The sequence below is a fragment of the Aminobacter sp. Y103A genome, from assembly GCF_030294925.1.
Classification (GTDB): Bacteria; Pseudomonadota; Alphaproteobacteria; order Rhizobiales; family Rhizobiaceae; genus Aminobacter; species Aminobacter ciceronei.
The window spans coordinates 5,556,718-5,574,848 of record NZ_AP017986.1 but is presented as its reverse complement, the minus strand read 5'-3'; the positions used below and the strand labels follow the sequence as shown (position 1 = coordinate 5,574,848).

Annotated in this window: 15 protein-coding genes; 9 read left to right on the top strand and 6 right to left on the bottom strand. The window is 64.5% G+C overall.

Annotated features, from left to right (window positions below; all coding sequences use genetic code 11):
• Positions 1-357 (bottom strand): DUF423 domain-containing protein, encoded by a 357-nt coding sequence (locus Amn_RS27410; RefSeq protein ID WP_067955842.1) that lies wholly within the window; start codon positions 355-357, stop codon positions 1-3.
• Positions 358-560: 203 nt separating this feature from the next.
• On the opposite strand from Amn_RS27410, the gene Amn_RS27405 reads away from it, so the two are divergent.
• Together Amn_RS27405 and Amn_RS27400 are read left to right on the top strand one after the other, a co-directional pair.
• Positions 561-2,864, top strand: coding sequence for a Tex family protein (locus tag Amn_RS27405; RefSeq protein ID WP_286294160.1), 2,304 nt, complete (start codon positions 561-563; stop codon positions 2,862-2,864).
• Positions 2,865-2,989: 125 nt separating this feature from the next.
• Positions 2,990-4,210, top strand: a complete 1,221-nt coding sequence (locus tag Amn_RS27400; RefSeq protein ID WP_286294158.1) for an argininosuccinate synthase — start codon at positions 2,990-2,992, stop codon at positions 4,208-4,210.
• A gap of 130 nt (positions 4,211-4,340) precedes the next feature.
• On the opposite strand, the gene Amn_RS27395 is transcribed toward Amn_RS27400, so the two are convergent.
• Positions 4,341-4,859, bottom strand: coding sequence for a hypothetical protein (locus tag Amn_RS27395; protein WP_154386251.1), 519 nt, complete (start codon positions 4,857-4,859; stop codon positions 4,341-4,343).
• Positions 4,860-4,989: 130 nt separating this feature from the next.
• Positions 4,990-5,808 carry a lytic murein transglycosylase gene (locus tag Amn_RS27390; protein WP_067955848.1) on the bottom strand — a complete coding sequence of 273 codons (819 nt, stop codon included), beginning with the start codon at positions 5,806-5,808 and terminating at the stop codon, positions 4,990-4,992.
• Between the two features lie 168 nt (positions 5,809-5,976).
• Here Amn_RS27390 and Amn_RS27385 point away from each other — a divergent pair, with 168 nt between their 5' ends.
• Both Amn_RS27385 and Amn_RS27380 read left to right on the top strand, forming a co-directional pair.
• Positions 5,977-7,230 carry a flavin monoamine oxidase family protein gene (locus Amn_RS27385; RefSeq protein ID WP_263005604.1) on the top strand — a complete coding sequence of 418 codons (1,254 nt, stop codon included), beginning with the start codon at positions 5,977-5,979 and terminating at the stop codon, positions 7,228-7,230.
• A 110-nt stretch (positions 7,231-7,340) separates the two neighbouring features.
• Positions 7,341-7,952 (top strand): DUF1236 domain-containing protein, encoded by a 612-nt coding sequence (locus Amn_RS27380; protein ID WP_067955852.1) that lies wholly within the window; start codon positions 7,341-7,343, stop codon positions 7,950-7,952.
• A gap of 38 nt (positions 7,953-7,990) precedes the next feature.
• On the opposite strand, the gene Amn_RS27375 is transcribed toward Amn_RS27380, so the two are convergent.
• Positions 7,991-9,691 (bottom strand): putative bifunctional diguanylate cyclase/phosphodiesterase, encoded by a 1,701-nt coding sequence (locus Amn_RS27375; RefSeq protein WP_067965902.1) that lies wholly within the window; start codon positions 9,689-9,691, stop codon positions 7,991-7,993.
• 393 nt (positions 9,692-10,084) lie between these two features.
• Here Amn_RS27375 and ffh point away from each other — a divergent pair, with 393 nt between their 5' ends.
• The 5 genes from ffh to Amn_RS27350 all read left to right on the top strand — a co-directional run bounded on the left by ffh (position 10,085) and on the right by Amn_RS27350 (position 15,922).
• Positions 10,085-11,668 carry a signal recognition particle protein gene (gene ffh, locus Amn_RS27370; protein WP_067955854.1) on the top strand — a complete coding sequence of 528 codons (1,584 nt, stop codon included), beginning with the start codon at positions 10,085-10,087 and terminating at the stop codon, positions 11,666-11,668.
• 8 nt (positions 11,669-11,676) lie between these two features.
• Positions 11,677-12,003 carry a chorismate mutase gene (locus Amn_RS27365; RefSeq protein ID WP_067955860.1) on the top strand — a complete coding sequence of 109 codons (327 nt, stop codon included), beginning with the start codon at positions 11,677-11,679 and terminating at the stop codon, positions 12,001-12,003.
• Between the two features lie 59 nt (positions 12,004-12,062).
• On the top strand, positions 12,063-12,455 hold the full coding sequence (rpsP, locus tag Amn_RS27360) for a 30S ribosomal protein S16 (RefSeq protein WP_067955862.1): 393 nt from the start codon (positions 12,063-12,065) through the stop codon (positions 12,453-12,455).
• Between the two features lie 382 nt (positions 12,456-12,837).
• Positions 12,838-15,318, top strand: coding sequence for a putative bifunctional diguanylate cyclase/phosphodiesterase (locus tag Amn_RS27355; RefSeq protein WP_286294150.1), 2,481 nt, complete (start codon positions 12,838-12,840; stop codon positions 15,316-15,318).
• A gap of 67 nt (positions 15,319-15,385) precedes the next feature.
• Positions 15,386-15,922, top strand: coding sequence for a cupin domain-containing protein (locus Amn_RS27350; RefSeq protein ID WP_286294148.1), 537 nt, complete (start codon positions 15,386-15,388; stop codon positions 15,920-15,922).
• Here Amn_RS27350 and Amn_RS27345 read toward each other — a convergent pair.
• Positions 15,913-16,818 carry a bestrophin family protein gene (locus tag Amn_RS27345; RefSeq protein ID WP_182576057.1) on the bottom strand — a complete coding sequence of 302 codons (906 nt, stop codon included), beginning with the start codon at positions 16,816-16,818 and terminating at the stop codon, positions 15,913-15,915. The genes Amn_RS27350 and Amn_RS27345 overlap by 10 nt on opposite strands.
• 143 nt (positions 16,819-16,961) lie before the next feature.
• Positions 16,962-18,125, bottom strand: a complete 1,164-nt coding sequence (locus tag Amn_RS27340) for a glycosyltransferase (protein ID WP_286294144.1) — start codon at positions 18,123-18,125, stop codon at positions 16,962-16,964.
• Positions 18,126-18,131 lie beyond the last annotated feature (6 nt).

The window sequence follows — 18,131 nt, the reverse complement described above, 5'->3', positions numbered from 1 at the left end:
TCAGCCGTCTTGGCGGACCGTCAGCCCGCCAACCGCCAGCGTCAGCCAGCCCAGGATCATGCCGGTGCCGCCCAAGGGGGCGGCGAAGGGAAACAGGCGTTGGCCCAGATAGTCGCGCGCCAGGAGATCGCCTGAGAACAGCAACACTGACAGGAGTAGAATGGCTGCTCCGACGTGCAGGGTGCGGCTGTGGGCTGCCAACAGCGACAGAGCGATCAGTACAGGCGCATGAAACAGCAGAAAATTAGCCGCAGTGGCGACATTTGCGCTGCCGCCATGGCTGGCCGCCGCCGACAGCGCCACGCCGGCTGCGCCGCACAGCGCCGCTGCGACAAACAGAAACCGGTCGAATTTCATTGATTTGCTCCTGAGGGCGCTTTCCCGGGAAGATACGCGGAAGCTGCGAAGATGCCTGCCAAAATTCCATCCGTTTGCCGCGCCGATTGCCGCAGCCCTGCCGCTTTTCTGTGGAGCTTGAGACGGCGCGGGAAAATGGTCGTTTGGCGTTCCGCCCGGCAGTCACTATGTTCGCGCACCCGTACAACAGGCACCAGGATTCCATGGCTGGCGACATCAGGAAAATCGCTGCGATCATTGCAGCCGAGATCAATGCGAAGGCCGAGCAGGTCATAGCTGCCGTCGGGCTGCTCGACGAGGGTGCGACCGTTCCCTTCGTCGCCCGCTACCGCAAGGAAGTCACCGGCGGCCTCGACGACACCCAGCTGCGCGATCTCTCCGAACGCCTCGCCTATCTGCGCGAACTCGAGGCGCGCCGCACTGCCATCGTCGAATCCATCACCAGCCAGGGCAAGATGACCGACGAGCTGGCGATCCGCATCGCCACCGTCACCACCAAGGCCGAGCTCGAAGATATCTACCTGCCTTACAAGCCCAAGCGCCGCACCAAAGCGGAAATCGCCAGGGAGCGCGGGCTTGGACCGCTGGCAGAAGCGATCCTCGCCGACCGTTCGAAAGTGCCCGCTGAGCTCGCCGTGCCTTACGTCGTCGGCGAAGTGGCCGATGTGAAGGCGGCGCTGGAAGGCGCGCGCGATATCGTCGCCGAGGGCATTTCGGAAAACGCCGATCTCCTCGGCCGCCTGCGCACCCACATGAAGGAACGCGCCGTCATGCGTGCCCGCGTCGTCGACGGCAAGCAGGACGCCGGCGCCAAGTTCTCCGATTATTTCGACCATTCCGAGCGCTGGGCCTCCGTGCCGAGCCACCGGGCGCTCGCCATGCTGCGCGGCCGCAACGAGGACGTGCTGACGCTCGACCTCGAGATCGATGCCGACGACACCTCGCCGGTCAAGCCGGTCGAGCGCATGATCGCCGCCGCCTACCAGATTGGATCGACCCTGCCCGGCGACCAGTGGCTGATGCAGGTCGTCGGCTGGACCTGGCGCGTGAAACTGTCGCTTTCGCTGTCGCTCGACCTGATGCGCGACCTGCGCGAGGCGGCCGAGGAAGAGGCGATCCGCGTCTTCTCGCGCAACCTCAAGGACCTGTTGCTCGCCGCCCCTGCCGGCTCGCGCGCCACCATGGGCCTCGATCCGGGCATCCGCACCGGGGTCAAGGTTGCGGTCATCGACGCCACCGGCAAGGTGCTCGACACCACCACGGTCTACCCCTTCCCGCCGAAGAACGACGTGCGTGGAACCCAAGCTGAACTGGCCCGGCTTATCATCCGCCACAAGGTCGAGCTGATCGCCATCGGCAACGGCACCGGCAGCCGCGAAACCGAGCGCCTCGTCGCCGACATGCTGACTGACATGCCGGCACCCAAGCCGACAAAGGTCATTGTCAGCGAGGCCGGCGCCTCGGTCTATTCGGCCTCCGCTACGGCCGCGGCCGAGTTCCCCAATCTCGACGTGTCGCTGCGTGGTGCCGTATCGATTGCGCGCCGTCTGCAGGATCCGCTCGCCGAGCTGGTCAAGATCGAGCCCAAGTCGATCGGCGTCGGTCAGTACCAGCACGACGTCGACCAGTATCGCCTCGGACGTTCGCTCGAAGCGGTGGTCGAGGATGCGGTGAACGCCGTCGGTGTCGACCTCAACACCGCCTCTGCCCCCCTGCTCGCTCGTGTCTCCGGTCTTGGGCCGTCGCTGGCCGAGTCGATCGTCGCCTACCGTGACGCCTCGGGCGCCTTCGCCACACGTCGCGACCTGTTGTCGGTCCCCCGCCTTGGCCAGCGCGCCTTCGAACAATGCGCCGGCTTCCTGCGCATCCGTGACGGCAAGGAGCCGCTCGATGCTTCGTCCGTCCATCCTGAAGCCTATGGCGTCGCCAAGAAGATAGTGGCGTCCTGCGGCCGTGACCTGCGCCAGCTGATGGGTGACAGTGCAGCACTTAAGGCGATCGATCCGCGCGCCTTCGTCGACGAACGTTTCGGCCTGCCGACGGTGCGCGACATCATCGCCGAGCTGGAAAAACCGGGTCGCGACCCGCGTCCGGGCTTCAAGACCGCGACCTTCGCCGACGGCGTCGACGACATCAAGGATCTCAAGCCCGGCATGCTGCTCGAAGGTACCGTCACCAACGTCGCCGCTTTCGGCGCCTTCGTTGACATTGGCGTGCATCAGGACGGCCTCGTCCATGTCTCGCAGCTGGCCGACAAGTTCGTGAAGGACCCACATGAGGTGGTGAAGGCCGGCGACGTGGTGAAAGTCCGCGTCGTCGAGGTCGACATTGCGCGCAAGCGCATCGGGCTTACCATGCGCAAGGATGGCGGCGAGCCGGCGCCCCGCTCGGCCGCTCCCGCCAAGAGCCGCGACATGAAGTTCGCGTCATCGAAGCCGCAGCCAAACAAGGCGGACCAGCAAGGTGCGTTCGGCGCGGCCCTGCTTGAGGCGATGAAGCGCAAGTGAGCAAGCCTGGGCGATCACGCTGCTATCGCAGCGGCATGATCGCCCTTGCCCGCTTGCCCGTTCCTGCTTAGAAAGCCCGGGAAACGCGGCCCCAGCCGGCCGCTTGCAAAAGGTGCCGTGCTCAAATGTCCAAGTGGAAAGACGTCAAGAAGGTTGTGCTCGCCTATTCCGGCGGTCTCGACACCTCCATCATCCTGAAGTGGCTGCAGACCGAGCTCAACGCCGAGGTCGTCACCTTCACTGCCGATCTCGGCCAGGGCGAGGAGCTCGAGCCGGCGCGCAAGAAGGCCGAGATGCTGGGCATCAAGGAGATCTTCATCGAGGACGTGCGCGAAGAATTCGTCCGCGACTTTGTTTTCCCGATGTTCCGCGCCAATGCCGTCTATGAAGGCGTTTACCTGCTCGGCACTTCGATTGCTCGTCCGCTGATCTCCAAGCACCTCGTCGATATCGCCAGGAAGACCGGTGCAGACGCAATCGCCCACGGCGCCACTGGCAAGGGCAACGATCAGGTCCGCTTCGAGCTGTCGGCCTATGCGCTCAATCCCGACATCAAGATCATCGCACCGTGGCGCGACTGGTCGTTCAAGAGCCGCACCGACCTGCTCGACTTCGCCGAAAAGCACCAGATCCCGGTCGCCAAGGACAAGAAGGGTGAGGCCCCCTTCTCCGTGGATGCCAACCTTTTGCACTCGTCCTCCGAGGGCAAAGTACTGGAAGATCCGGCCGTCGAGGCACCCGAGTATGTGCACATGCGCACCATTTCGCCCGAGGCTGCGCCTGACAAGGCAACCATCATCAAGATCGGCTTCGAAAAGGGTGATGCCGTCTCGATCAATGGCGAGCACCTGTCACCGGCGGCGCTGCTGGCCAAGCTCAACGACTACGGCCGCGACAACGGCATCGGCCGTCTCGACCTGGTCGAGAACCGCTTCGTCGGCATGAAGAGCCGCGGCGTCTACGAGACCCCGGGCGGCACGATCCTGCTTCAGGCGCACCGCGCCATCGAATCGATCACGCTCGACCGTGGTGCCGCGCATCTCAAGGATGAGCTGATGCCGCGTTACGCCGAGCTGATCTATTACGGCTTCTGGTTCTCGCCCGAGCGCCAGATGCTGCAGGCAGCGATCGACCTCAGCCAGAAGGACGTCGAGGGCGAAGTCACCCTCAAGCTCTACAAGGGCAATGTCATGGTCATCGGCCGAGAGAGCGCGAAGTCGCTCTATTCCGACAAGCTGGTCACCTTCGAGGACGACCAGGGCGCCTACGACCAGAAGGACGCCGCCGGCTTCATCAAGCTCAACGCCTTGCGCCTGCGCACGCTCGCCGCGCGTAACCGGCAATGACGAGCTTTTTCTTCTCCCCGTTCTACGGGGAGAAGATGCCGGCAGGCAGACAAGCCTCTCAGAATTACGCGCTGCCCCTTATTCAGCCTTTTGGGCCACATTCTCCCCGCAAGCGGGGAGAATGAAAGACTCACGCCCCACCTTCGTAATAATCCTCAAGATACGCCCGCTTGGCCGCCTCGTCGCGCGCTGAATAGAGGTACCGGCTGAAGGCCAGCCGCTCGTGGTTCACTGCGGCCAGCTCCCAGACACAGAAGGTGGCGCGGTGCGGGCCGGGCAGCGGAAACAGCGAGAAATCGGGGGCGTCCGATGTCTTGGCGTAGACAGTTTCCCACATCTCGTTGGCATTGCGCCACGAACTCACCAGCAGAAAATGAAAATCGCCGCCGCAGCGGTGCAGGATGACAAAGCCGAGCTCGCCCTTGAGCTTGAGTCGCCCGGTTGCCGTCTCCGCCGCCAGGAAACGCTGTGCCAGCGCACTGGTGTCGCGTGTCACCGGCGTCGCGGCCTCGGCGATGTCGTACCACTTCAGCAGGCCGCCGCCGGCGGGTGCCGGCAACCCCGGTGTCACGGTCTTTGGGTAATGGCTGTAGCCTTCGACATTGCCGAAGCGCGAGAGATCGGCGGGCAGGCCGCTCTGGCTGTTCATGACAAGATCCTCGTCCGCATTGAAAAAGCCCGGCGTCGCCACCGGGCTCTTGTCATTTTGCGTCCGAGGCCCTGGCTTTGCCAGTGCCTCGGAAATGTCTCCTGACAGGGTTGTGTCAGGTCGTCAGGCGTCAGTTGCCGTCGATCTCGGCGCCGATGATGGCGATCGCCTGCTGGTAGACGCTGGCTGCGTTCCAGCCCTGCAGTGCGCCGAAATTGGCCTGGCCGGGCTGGTAGCCGCCGCCTGCGCTCCAGCCGTGGCCGCGCAGGAAGTTGGCGGTCGAGGCCAGCGCGTCGGCCTTGGAGCGGACCATGTCGATCTTGCCGTTGCCGTCGCCGTCAGCACCGTATTTCAGCACGTTGACCGGCAGGAACTGCGTCTGGCCGATTTCGCCATGAGCAGCGCCGATGGCGTTGGGCGCCAGCGTGCCGCTCTGGACGAGCTTGAGCGCTGCGTAGAGCTGGTCGGTGAAATATTCCGAACGGCGGCAGTCATAAGCGAGCGTGGCGACCGCCGACAGCGTGTGTTGGTTGCCCATGAAGCCGCCGAAGCCGGTCTCCATGCCCCAGATCGCGATCAGCGGGCCGGCCGGCACGCCATAGCGCGCCTCGATGCTCTGGAACAGCGCCGCGTTCTGCTTCTTGATCGTCTTGCCCTTGGAGGCAATCGCCTTGCCGCCGCGCTTGGCCATGAACTGGTCAAGCGAGAGCTTGAAGCTCTTCTGGTTGCGGTCGGCGTAGATCGTCTTGGTGGCATAGGTCGTCTTGGCGAGAGCGCTCAGCGCGTTGCCCTTGATGCCGTTCGCCGCCGCCTGGTCGGCAAATGCCGCCTTCCATGCTTCGAAGCCGCCCGCGTTGTTGCCGCATTCCGCCGCAATTGAGCTGCCTGCCGAAACCGCCAGCATGGCGGAGGCCGCAGCAAAAGTCTTCACCTTGGCAGTCAATGCCATGCCGTTCTCCTGATGCCTGAATCAAATGTCCCTGGGAGGGGTGTTGCCAGCCCAACGCTCGCTTTTTAGCATTAAGAAGGCGTTTACGTCCCCGTCTGCCTGCAATGGCAGGTGGCAAAATTCTCGCATAGGATCAAGCGGTGAATATGGCGAGAGCGGGGAAAAAACATGGATGATGTCGATGTTGTGATCGTCGGCGCCGGTTCCGCCGGCCTTTCGGCGGCAAAAGTCCTGCGTGCCGCAGGACTTAGCTTCAAAGTGCTGGAAGCCATGGATCGTATAGGGGGGCGCGCCTGGACCAGCAGCAAACACTTCGGTGCGCCCTTCGACATCGGTTGCGCCTGGTTGCACGCCGCCGATCGCAACCCCTATTTCCCGGAGGCCGAGGCCGCCGGCTGGACCATGCATCATCACGACATGAACATTGATCACCTCTACTATCGCAACCGTAAGGCGAGTGAGGCCGAGGAAGCGGAGGTCAAACAGGCGGATGCCGCCATGGCGGCCTTACTTGAAAGTCACGCCGACCCCGACGACCGGCTTGGCGCGCTCTTGGCCAAGGGACGCTCGTCGCGTGCCGCCGCCACCTTCTGCGGACCGATGGATTTCGGCGCCGACGAAGACGAGATTTCGATCGCCGACTTCAGGAATGCCGCCGATCTCGATCCCAATTACTTCACTCGGGAAGGGTATGGCGCACTGGTCGCGCGTTTCGGCGCGGATGTTCCGGTCGAGCTTGCCACGCCGGTGCGACGGATCGACTGGGATGGTGCAGGCGTCAGCTGCCACACCGATCGCGGCGTGCTGCGTGCCGGGGCTGCGATCGTGACGGCATCGCCGGCGGTGCTGGCCTTCGAGGAGATCGCCTTTTCGCCCGCGCTGCCGGAACACTATATGACGGCGTTTTTCGACCTGCCGATGGGCATGTTGACCAAGCTGCCCGTCGAAATCAAAGGCAGCCGCCTTGGTCTCAAACCCTTCGATGACCTGCTCATCGAGCGGTCCGCGCGTCACGACATCTACTTCCTCAGCTTTCCCTTCGATCTCGACCTGATGGTCGGCTTCGTCGGCGGCGATTTCGCCTGGGAGCTGTCGGCAGCCGGCGAGGCAGCCGGCGTCGATTTCGCCACCGACCGGCTGTGCGAGATCTTCGGCAACGACACGCGCAAGCATGTCGGCCGGGCGATGATGACGAATTGGGGCGGCGAACGCTATGTCAGGGGCGCCTATGCCGCAGCGCGTCCCGGTCGTTCCGAGGCGCGGTCGGTCCTGATGCAGCCGCTCGGCGAGCGCATCTTCTTTGCCGGCGAGCATCTTGCGGGGCCGCTGATCCAGACCTGCGGTGGGGCCCGGCTGTCGGGCGAAGCGGTGGCAGGACAGGTCGCTTCGCAACTGGCGACACATTGGAGGACATCAGCTTAGCGAACGTCAATCTGCTACAATTCGTGAGCGTTCCGGGCCATTTCGTCAGGAACCGATGACTGTCGGCTCCGTTTCGGCACCTTGAGGGACCAGGAAAACGGAGCGAAAAGATGAAAACGAAACTGTTGTTGCCCGCCATCGCGGGGGCGCTTCTCGCCTTCTCCGGCCCGTCATTTGCCGACGTTGCCGTGCAGGCTGCGACCGATCTCAACGTCCGCGCCGGCCCTGGGCCGCAATATCCGGTCATCGGCGTCATCGGTGCCGGACAGGGCACTACGCTTCGCGGCTGCCTTGAAGGCAGCAAATGGTGCAGCGTCGCCGATTCCGGCGGCGACGGCTGGGTTTACTCCGATTATCTCGTCGGCGATTTCGGCGGCCAGCAGATCGTGCTTTCGGCGCGTCCGGTAGATTCCGGCGTGATTGTCGTTGATCCGCCGGCTGCCGGTGGCGCCGGTGACGTTGTCATCGACGGCACGACAGGGGCGATCGTCGCTGGTGAAGTGATGCCGGCCATCGAGCCGCCCGGGGCGGTTCGTACCTATGTGACCGACCATCGGGTCGAGCCGGTCTATCTCGACGGCGAGGTCGTGGTGGGTGCCGGCCTGCCTGATACGGTCGAACTGACCGAGATACCCGACTACGAGTATCGTTATGTCAATGTGAACGGCCAGCCGGTGCTGGTTGAACCGTCGACTCGGCGCGTGGTCTACGTGGTCCGATAGCCTTGGAGGCCGCCGGGCAAGCTGTCCGGCGGCCGGTCCTAGAGCGGCGTGATCGACGTCTCGGAAGCATGTTCCGCCCGCTTCAGCATTTGCTCGAACTCTGCAGCCGGCAGCGCCTTGGAATAGAGATAGCCTTGGCCGACGCGACAGCCCATGGCGTAGAGTGCCGCCTCCTGTGCCCGCGTCTCGATGCCTTCGGCGATAACCGACAGCCCCATGTCACCGGCCATGCCGAGCACCGCGCGCACGATTGCCGCGTCCTGCGGATCGCGCAGCATGTCGCGGATGAAACTGCGGTCGACCTTGAGCACCGTGAGGGGAAAACGCTTGATAGTGCTGAGTGCTGCGTGGCCGGTGCCGAAATCGTCGAAGGCGAGGCCGACGCCCGCCTTGCCGAGTTTGCGGAACGGCTCCAGAGTACGCTCTTCATAATCGAGCGCGATGGTTTCGGTGACCTCGAGTTCGAGCGCGTCGGCAAGCAGACCGTGACGCGACAGCGTCGACGTCACGGTTTCGGCCAGGTTACCGGCGTTGACCTGAACGGCAAACAGATTGACGGCCATCGTGATGGGGGCAAAGCCTGAAGCCCGCCACGCGGCCGACTGTCGGCAGGCCTCATCAAGGATCCAGTTGCCCACCGTCAGCGCGCCGGAATGCGTTTCGAGCACGGCAAGGAAATCGGCGGGCGCGAGCAGCCCGCGTAACGGGTGGTTCCAGCGCAGCAGCGCCTCGGCGCCCATCACCCTGCCGCTCTCCAGACAGACCTGCGGCTGGTAGTGCAGCACGAATTCCCGGGCCCTGATGGCGCGCAGCAACTCGTCCTGCAGCGCGCGCCGTACGGCCACGGCGTTGCGCATGCCCGGCTCGAATATGCGATAGCTGCCGCCTTGCTGCCGTGCGCGGTAAAGCGCCAGATCGGCGCTGGCCATCAGCTCTTCCGAGTCACCGCCATCGCGGGGCGCAACCGCGCCGCCGATGCTGACGCCGAGCTTGAGAAAGTGGTCGCCGATCTCGAAGGGCTGTTCGAACGAATGCAGCAGGCTGTTGGCGGCGGCAGCGACCGCCGCCGGCCTGTCGATACCGCGCAACAGCACCGCAAACTCGTCGCTGCCTAGCCGCGCCACTATGGCATTGGCGTCGAGCGCTGCGGGCAGGCGCACGGCAAGCGCCTGCAAAAGCGTGTCGCCGGTGGCGTGGCCGAGCGTGTCGTTGACCTTCTTGAAGCCGTCGAGGTCGACAAGCAAAAGTCCGGTCGCCTCGCCTCTCTCAAGTGCATCCTCAAGCTGCATGTCGAACTGCAAGCGGTTGGGCAGGCCAGTCAGCGTGTCCTGATGCGCCAGACGATACAGGCGCATGTCGCGCTGCCTGCGCTCGGAAATGTCGCGGATGATGCCGCCCATGGAAACGCCGTTGGGCCCATCCCAGACCGACAGCGACAGTTCGATGGGGAATTCGCTGCCGTCGCGACGCAGTGCCGAGACCTCGACGGTCTTGCCGCTCAGCTTGGATGGAGTGCCGGCGGCGACGCGCGCGATGCCGGCATTGTGGGCGCCGCGTAGTCTCGCGGGAATGATCAGATCGAGGGTTTCGCCGACGAGTTCGGCCTTGTCGTAGCCGAACATGCGCTCGGCCGACTTGTTGACGAAGGAAATGTTGCGGCTGGCATCGATGACCACCAGGGCGAATTCGATATTCTCGACAAAGCCGGCAAGCGGCGAGGCATCTGCGGTCGGGGTCATGAAGTCACCACCGTCCATACATTTATGCGGATCAACCCGATGATCACACATGGTGGTAGAAGACTCTAAAATAGTACATGCATCCCCCCGGATGGCGCATATGATAGCAGGGAAGTATTAACAGCCACTGATTTTCGTCCGGGAATCCGCCAACAATCGCCGTTCTCGGGCCCTTGCCTTGACTCGCCCGGCATTTTCCTGTCTACAGCCGTCAAATTCCGCGACGAGTTCCACTCCGAGCGGCCGACCGGGACACCCTTAAAGGTACAAAACGATCCCGGAGGCCAACACCCGGCAGCGCAATGCGCCCCCGGGTGCTTTTTGGTTTGGTTCAGGCGCGCAGAGGCATTACCTCTCGGTTCGACACCGGTTGGCTGAGAGAAGGGAAGTCGAATGTTTGAATCGCTGCAAGAGCGGCTTGGATCAATCCTTAACGGCCTGACCGGCCGTGGCGCACTGTCGGAGGCCGATGTCTCGGCAGCCCTGCGCGAGGTTCGCCGTGCCCTGCTCGAAGCGGACGTGGCGCTGGAAGTCGTCCGCTCGTTCACCGACAAGGTGCGCGAGAAGGCCGTCGGCGCCGCCGTCCTGAAGTCGATCAAACCCGGGCAGATGGTCGTCAAGATCGTCCATGACGAACTTGTCGAAATGCTTGGCGCCGAAGGCGTAGCCGTCGACCTCAACGCGCCCGCTCCGGTCGTCATCATGATGGTCGGCCTGCAGGGTTCGGGCAAGACCACCACCTCGGCCAAGATCGCCAAGCGCCTCACCGAGCGCCAGGGCAAGAAGGTCCTGATGGCCTCGCTCGACACGCGCCGCCCGGCCGCGCAGGAGCAGCTGCGCCAGCTCGGCGAGCAGACCAAGGTCGCGACCCTTCCCGTCATCGCCGGCCAGTCGCCGGTCGACATCGCCAAGCGCGCCGTTCAGGCGGCCAAGCTCGGCGGCCACGACGTCGTCATCCTCGACACGGCCGGCCGCACCCATATCGACGAGCCGCTGATGGTCGAGATGGCCGACATCCGCAAGGTGTCGGACCCGCACGAAATCCTGCTCGTCGCCGACTCGCTGACCGGCCAGGATGCCGTCAACCTCGCCAAGAATTTCGACGACCGCGTCGGCATCACCGGCCTGGTGCTGACCCGTATGGACGGCGACGGCCGCGGCGGTGCTGCGCTGTCGATGCGCGCTGTCACCGGCAAGCCGATCAAGCTGATCGGCGTCGGCGAAAAGATGGATGCGCTGGAGGAGTTCTATCCCAAGCGCATCGCCGACCGCATCCTCGGCATGGGCGACATCGTTTCGCTGGTCGAGAAGGCTGCCGAAACCATCGACGCGGAAAAAGCCGCGGCGATGGCCAAGAAGATGCAGTCGGGCAAGTTCGACCTGAACGACCTCGCCGACCAGCTTGGCCAGATGCAGAAGATGGGCGGCATGGGTGGCATCATGGGCATGATGCCTGGCATGGGCAAGATGAAGGACCAGATGGCCGCGGCGGGCCTGGACGACAAGATGTTCGGCCGCCAGCTTGCCATCATCTCGTCGATGACCAAGGCCGAGCGTGCGAACCCCGACGTTCTCAAGCACTCGCGCAAGAAGCGCATTGCCGCCGGTTCCGGCACCGACGCCGCCGAGATCAACAAGCTGCTCAAGATGCATCGCCAGATGGCCGACATGATGAAGGCCATGGGCGGCAAGGGCAAAGGCGGCGGCCTCATGCGCGGCATGATGGGCGGCCTGGCTTCCAAGATGGGCCTCGGCGGCATGATGCCTGGCGGCGGCATGCCCGACCTGTCCAAGATGGATCCCAAGCAGCTCGAAGCCCTGCAGAAGCAGGCCGAAGCCGCCGGCCTCGGTGGCGGGCTCAAGGGTCTTCCGGGCGGCATGCCTGGTCTCGGCGGCGGTGGCCTTCCCGGCCTGCCCGGCGGCATGAAGCTTCCCGGTCTCGGTGGCGGCCTGCCCGGCCTTGGCAAGAAGAAGTGAGGAGCGCGATGACCGACATCACCCCGCAGGCACAGCTTCAGGAATTGCGCGCTTCGATCGACAACATCGACGCAGCCTTGATCCACATGCTGGCCGAGCGCTTCCGCTGCACCAAGTCAGTCGGCGTGCTCAAGGCCACCCACGGCCTGCCGCCGGCCGATCCGGCGCGTGAGCAGACCCAGATCGCGCGCCTGCGCCGCCTGGCCGACGACGCCCATCTCGATCCCGATTTCGCGGAGAAGTTTCTGAACTTCATCATCCGCGAGGTGATCCGTCACCACGAAATGCTGGCTGCCGAACACAACGGCGCGTCAGACAAGACTACCTCCGCCTGACGGCGGAACAGACAGCAGACCAAGACCAACCCAAGACAGAACTATTCAGGAGTAAGACAATGTCCCTTAAGATCCGCCTGGCCCGCGCCGGCTCGAAGAAGCGCCCCTACTACCACATCGTCGTTGCCGACGCCCGCAGCCCGCGCGATGGCCGCTTCATCGAGGCAATCGGTGCCTGGAACCCGCTGCTGCCCAAGGACGGCGACCGCGTGAAGCTCGACGCCGACCGCGCCAAGCATTGGCTGTCGAACGGCGCCACGGCGACCGACCGCGTTGCCCGCTTCCTCGACGAGGCAGGCATCGTGAAGCGCGACGCTCGTTCGAACCCGACCAAGGGTGAGCCGGGCAAGAAGGCCCAGGAGCGTCTGGCTGCCCTGAAGAAGGCCCAGGACGACGCCGCTGCCGCCATCGCGGCTGCAGCTGCTTCCCCGGCTGAAGCTTCGGCCGAGTAATTTTTCGCCTTATCGGCGAAACAAGCAACGGCGGGCCGAAAGGTCCGCCGTTTTGCTTTTTCGGGGCGTGTTTCAGCCGTTTCGGCGACATGGATCTGGCCCCGCCCGCGCCACCGCTGCTGCCCCTAAGCACATGACACTTATGTGACATTCGGCTTAAGCAGGCGGTAAGGCGGCAGCGGATAGCTTGCCCCTGACAGCGCGCGGCATACCGCGCAGGCATGAGGCCGTGCTGTCTGCCGAGGGGGGCTTCGGCATGCCGACAATCGATGCGACGTGCCTGCGACCGGGCTGATCTGGTCCGGGCGGTCGCAGGCTGACAGGTGACCGGATGCTTTTGGCAATGCGAGCTTGGGACAGGGGGCGGGCGCTTCCGTCGGAAATGCCAGGTGGGGCGGCGGAGCAGCCGGTCGCAAGGTGCGCCGCGGACCTGTCAGCTGGCGTCGACACCGAGTTCGACGACGTCAGGTTGGTTCTGCGGCGCTGGCAGGCGGCCTGCATCGACGGCGCCTTGCCGCCCTATGAAGAGCTGGCGCTCGGCAGCGTCGGCCGATTCGCCGACGAGATGGCGGTTGTTCGTCTCCAGCCCGCCACGGACAGTTTCATCCTGCGCGCCGGCCCGCGCTTCGGCGCGATTGCCGGCCTCAGCGTGCCCGCGGCGGTGCTGTCGGTGCTGCCTTTCGCTTTCCAGCGCGCCATATCGGGCGCGATCGAATTGGCCCGCCTGGCGGCGCGCCCGCAATTGGCGCTGTGCCGCTCGATCGTCGACGGCATGGTCTCTACCGTCGAGGTTTTGGCGCTGCCGCTGTCGTGCCGCTGGCCGGGCGAGTATTTCCTGATCTTCGCGCGGCCGCGCAAGAGCCAGATCGACCTGGCTCGGCTGCTCATCAACTCGACCGACGAAGGTATATTAGCGCTCAGCGCGCTCGAATCCGCCGGTGGCGAGGCACGGGACTATCAGGTCCTTAGCATCAACAACGCCGCAGCGCGCCTTCTCGGGGTCTCGGCCGAAGACATGCGATTCAGGCTGCTGTCGCAGGCGAATGCCGCTTGCGGGCTGTCGCGCCTGCTCGACGAATGCGGCGTCGCCCGTGCGCATGGTGTCCCTGCGCCGTCGCTCGAACTGGAATACCAGCTTGGCGGCGAAATCGTCTCGCTGCAGGTCGGCGTCGCTGAAACCGACGGCCTGCTGGCGGTGACGCTGACCGACATACGCGAGATCCGCAACCGCGAAACGCTGTTTCGCTCGCTGTTCGACGACAACCCGGTCCCGATGTATGTGCGCCAGGCCGATGGCGGCGCGTTCCTGAACGTCAACACCGCAGCGCTCAATCTCTATGGCCGAGGCCGGGGCGAGTTCCTGGCGCTCGGCATCGCCGATCTGGAGCCCGGTGTCGCCGACCTGCCGGTGACGGGCGAGCGCTTCGTGCGTCACCGCACGGCGGCGGGCAGCGAGCTCGATGTCATCGAATATGCCAGGAACATTCAGGTCGGCACCGCACCGGCGACGTTGTCGACAATCGTCGACATCACCGAGCGCAAGCGCGCCGAGGATCGCATTTCCTACCTCGCCCACCACGATCCGCTGACAGGCGTCGGCAACCGCACCATCTTCTCGCAGGAGATCGAGGAGGCCGTCGGCGCTGCCGTCGCCGGCCACCAGCCTTTCGCGCTTTTGCTTGTCGACCTCGACGACTTCAAGGCGGTCAACGACACGCTCGGCCATGCCGCCGGCGATTCCCTGCTGGTCGAGACGGCATCCCGCATCCGCACGCTTCTGCGCCGCAGCGACCTCGTCGCCCGACTCGGTGGCGACGAGTTCGCCATCCTGCTGCGCGGCGCGCTCAGCCGCGCCGATGTCCAGGCGCTGGCCAAACGCATCATCCAGGCGATCAGCGAGCCGCACGCCTATGAGGGCCACAAGCTGTCGATCGGCGCCAGCCTGGGTGCTGCGATCGCGCCGGCCGACGCGCGCGAGGCCGGCACGCTGCTCAAATGCGCCGACTTGGCGCTCTATCGCTCGAAGCGCGACGGCAAAGGCGCGTTCCATTTTTTCGAACCGGAGATGGACGCCGAAATGCGCGATCGCCGCGAGCTTGAACTGGAGCTGCGCTGCGCCGACCTCAATCGCGAACTCGAGCTGCACTACCAGCCGATCATTTCGGTGAAGACGGGTGCGCTGCGCGGCTTCGAAGCACTTGTACGTTGGCGCAATCCCAGGCGCGGCATGGTCTCGCCTGCGGAATTCATTCCACTCGCTGAAGAGACCGGCATGATCGAGGCGATCGGGCGTTGGGTGCTCGACGAGGCCTGCCGGCGTGCCGCCACCTGGCCGGACGACCTCGTCATCGCTGTCAACGCGTCGGCTGTGCAGTTCCGGCAGGGTCAATTCGCGCAGACCATCGGCCAGGCGATTGCGCGGTCGGGGCTCGACCCGTCGCGGCTCGAGATCGAAATCACCGAATCCGTTCTTCTGGCAGACACAGGCGCCAATCTCGCCGTCCTGCAGCAGCTCAAGCAGATCGGCGTGCGCATCGCGCTCGATGATTTCGGCACCGGATACTCATCGATGAGCTACCTCCGGCGCTTTCCATTCAGCCGGTTGAAGATCGACCGTTCCTTCGTCCGCGATATCGGCAGCAGCCGTGAATCGATGGCGATCGTACGCGCCATCATCGGCCTTGGCACCAATCTCGGTATCGACACGACGGCCGAAGGCGTTGAAACAGGCGCCCAGCTCGAGCTGCTCCGGCGGGAGCGCTGCGGCGAGATCCAGGGATTCCTGTTCAGCCCGCCGGTCGACGGGGCAGGAGCGGCCGACATCATCGCGAGCTATCGTGGCAACAAGGTTCAGGTGGCTTAGGGCGACTGCTTGACCGAACCGGATGACCGGCCACCTAAGCTGCAGCAAGGTTGCCGGAGGAAATGCCATGCCCGAGAAGATATCCGCACTCAACGCTGACGGTATCTCCGAGCCCTTTGCCGCCGAAGCGGCGCCACTCGAGGTCTTCTCTCATGGCGAGCGCTTCGGATCGAGCTTCCGCCATTTGTCCAGCTTTGGCGGCGGCGACCATGTCGGCGTCGCGCTGGAGGAACTCGTGCCAGGCAAGGAGACGAACCCGTCGCACTATCACATGCTCGAGGAGGAGCATGCCTACATCCTCGAGGGCGCGCTGACACTGAAGCTCGGTGCGCGCAACTATGTCATGAAGACAGGCGACTATGTCTGCTTTCCCGCCGGCCAGAAGGTCGGGCACGCGTTTTTCAACCACACCGATGCGCCGTGCCGCTATCTCATCATCGGCGAGCGCAATCCAAACGATGTCATCGTCTACCCGGAATCAGGCCGCGTCAGCGTCCGCCTGACCGGCGAAGGCTACGGCAAGGCGGCGACGATGGACTATTGGGAGGGCATCGATGCGAGCGCCCCCGATGCCAAGGCCCGGCCCGGGCTAGCTCAGGAATAATAAAAATTTTCCGCCGGCAGCATTGGTGGCGGTGTTTCGCCCAGCGCCTCGAACACTGAGATCTCGCAGACCCGGCACAGGCCGTCGAGGGCGAGGTCGTTGGCCTCCATGCCGAAAGGGTCTTCGAGCTCTTCCGACAGCGCATCGAGGCCGAAGAATGTGTAGGCGATCAGCGCCGTAAACAGCGGCGTCACCCAGCCGGCCGAACCCGCCAGCCCGAACGGCAGCAGCAGGCAGAAGATGTAGGCGGTGCGCTGCAGCAGCAACGTGTAGGCGAAGGGCAGGGGCGTGCCCATGATGCGCTCGCAGCCGGCCTGCAGCGCCGAGATCGCCGCCAGACGCTCGTCGAGGATGCGATAGTCCATCGCCTCCAGCACTTTCGCGCGCTTGAGCGCACCGATCTTCTCGCCCATCCGCCGCATCGCTGCGTCAGGCCTGTTGGTCGCGGCATGGATTTCGTCGATGGCATCGCCGATGAATGGGCGAGCCGCTTCCCTGGTGTCGACCCGTCGCAGTTCGCCGCGCAGGAAATGGCAGAAGGCGAGCGAATCCATCAGGAGCGGCCTGAGTTCGTCGCGGTCGGAGATCATCGCTGTTGCAGCGCGCGACAGGTTACGGATTTCGAAGACGAGCTGGCCCCATAACTTGCGGGCTTCCCACCAGCGGTCATAGGCGGCGTTGTTGCGGAAGCCGAGATAGACGGAAAGCGCGACGCCCAGCAGCGCGAAGGGTGCGACGCCGGCGTCGCCGAGATCGAGCTTGAGCAGCTTGATGGCGGCGACCACCGCGGCGCCATAGAGCGCGAAGCCGAGAATCTGCGGCAGGATGCGCGGCACCACGGAGCCGCGCATGACGAAGAACAGCTTCAAAAGGTTTGTGCGCGGGCGAACGATCATGCGGGGTGGTACCTGTTTCCAAAAGATAGTGCGCCGCCAGGCCTGCCGGTGTCATCTCCAATCACGACATGAATAGCGATTGCGTTGATTTGTCCGATATGGCAGCCGGCCCCGCCGCCCAATGGGGAGGCGCAAAACTTGGGTCAGTTCTCGTAGGTTCGCCCGGTCAGCTTGTCGACCAGCCTGCGGAGAACGCCGCCCCGCCTCAGCCGGCGGACCTCGTGCGCAAGCTCGGCTGTCTTGCTCGACAGCTCGCCGAGCTGGAACTGCAGTTCCTCGCTTGGGCCAAGACCCTCGCGCAATCTGACGAAGCTGCGGTCGTAGATCTGCTTCTGCTGCAGAAATCGTTCTATGATCGCGGCCATGGCGCGTTCGTCCTCGTTCGGCTCCCGCCTCGGCCAGCGCTTTTCCGCCAGCACGTCGCGGTAGATCGCCTCGATCTGCTCGGCGCCCTTTTCGCTGGCGAAGTCACGCCGCACGCGTTGGGTGACCGCAATGGCATCTTCCGCCCTGTAGGCGGCAATTTCGCGGTCGAGCAGTTCGGGCGATGCTGCGTCGGACAATGCGCCATAGGCGAAGTTCACCGCGGCAAAACCGTCAAACATGTCCGTCGTCACCAAGCCGCCAACGCCGAAGCGGTCGACATTGATCACGGCGCAGCCCCGCGCCATGGCTTCGAGCGCCATTCGGCCGCTGGCGAATGCCAGATCCGTGCCGCCCAGCCGCTTGACCACGTCGTCCGCTGCCTTGCCGATCAGCTCACCGCGAAAGGCAATGCCATGGCGCTGGCAGGCTTCGGCGATCATGCCGGTAAAGCGAATGGTCCCGGGGTGGGCGAAGATTGCAGCGGTTGCCAGCCTCGCGGGAGCCGGGGCAGCAGGTCCGACGCGCTGCAGGTCGATGGTGTTCGGCCAGAACCTTACCTTCGACGCAGCGATCCCGCATTCGTCCACCAGCCTGCCGCGCAATGCGGCCCGCACATGGAGATAGCGGCTGATCCTGGGATGAATGGGGGGCGCGTCGATCTCGCTGCTGAAGTCGTGGCAGACGAAGATTGCGGGCGTCCCGGGAAAGCGCGTTAGGGCGGCGATGGTTGGTCCGGTGTGATGGCCGTGAATGATGTCGGGCGCTTCGAGCGCCGCCAGCGATGTTGCCACCGGCGAACCCGTGGCACGGATTTCCGCTACTGCAGGGCCTGTGATCGGCGCAAACGCGGTTACCGAATGGCCACGCCGCCGCAGTGCCAGCACCGTGTCGCGGACGAGCGTTTCGGTGCCGCTGCGCCCGGTCAGCACGGCATTTGTCATCAGGAT

What these genes read in the sequence shown, in the direction of transcription:
- Amn_RS27410 (WP_067955842.1), bottom strand. Translation starts at nt 357, where the DNA reads ATGAAATTCGACCGGTTTCTGTTTGTCGCAGCGGCGCTGTGCGGCGCA.
- Amn_RS27405 (WP_286294160.1), top strand. Translation starts at nt 561, where the DNA reads ATGGCTGGCGACATCAGGAAAATCGCTGCGATCATTGCAGCCGAGATC.
- Amn_RS27400 (WP_286294158.1), top strand. Translation starts at nt 2,990, where the DNA reads ATGTCCAAGTGGAAAGACGTCAAGAAGGTTGTGCTCGCCTATTCCGGC.
- Amn_RS27395 (WP_154386251.1), bottom strand. Translation starts at nt 4,859, where the DNA reads ATGAACAGCCAGAGCGGCCTGCCCGCCGATCTCTCGCGCTTCGGCAAT.
- Amn_RS27390 (WP_067955848.1), bottom strand. Translation starts at nt 5,808, where the DNA reads ATGGCATTGACTGCCAAGGTGAAGACTTTTGCTGCGGCCTCCGCCATG.
- Amn_RS27385 (WP_263005604.1), top strand. Translation starts at nt 5,977, where the DNA reads ATGGATGATGTCGATGTTGTGATCGTCGGCGCCGGTTCCGCCGGCCTT.
- Amn_RS27380 (WP_067955852.1), top strand. Translation starts at nt 7,341, where the DNA reads ATGAAAACGAAACTGTTGTTGCCCGCCATCGCGGGGGCGCTTCTCGCC.
- Amn_RS27375 (WP_067965902.1), bottom strand. Translation starts at nt 9,691, where the DNA reads ATGACCCCGACCGCAGATGCCTCGCCGCTTGCCGGCTTTGTCGAGAAT.
- ffh (WP_067955854.1), top strand. Translation starts at nt 10,085, where the DNA reads ATGTTTGAATCGCTGCAAGAGCGGCTTGGATCAATCCTTAACGGCCTG.
- Amn_RS27365 (WP_067955860.1), top strand. Translation starts at nt 11,677, where the DNA reads ATGACCGACATCACCCCGCAGGCACAGCTTCAGGAATTGCGCGCTTCG.
- rpsP (WP_067955862.1), top strand. Translation starts at nt 12,063, where the DNA reads ATGTCCCTTAAGATCCGCCTGGCCCGCGCCGGCTCGAAGAAGCGCCCC.
- Amn_RS27355 (WP_286294150.1), top strand. Translation starts at nt 12,838, where the DNA reads ATGCCAGGTGGGGCGGCGGAGCAGCCGGTCGCAAGGTGCGCCGCGGAC.
- Amn_RS27350 (WP_286294148.1), top strand. Translation starts at nt 15,386, where the DNA reads ATGCCCGAGAAGATATCCGCACTCAACGCTGACGGTATCTCCGAGCCC.
- Amn_RS27345 (WP_182576057.1), bottom strand. Translation starts at nt 16,818, where the DNA reads ATGATCGTTCGCCCGCGCACAAACCTTTTGAAGCTGTTCTTCGTCATG.
- Amn_RS27340 (WP_286294144.1), bottom strand. Translation starts at nt 18,125, where the DNA reads ATGACAAATGCCGTGCTGACCGGGCGCAGCGGCACCGAAACGCTCGTC.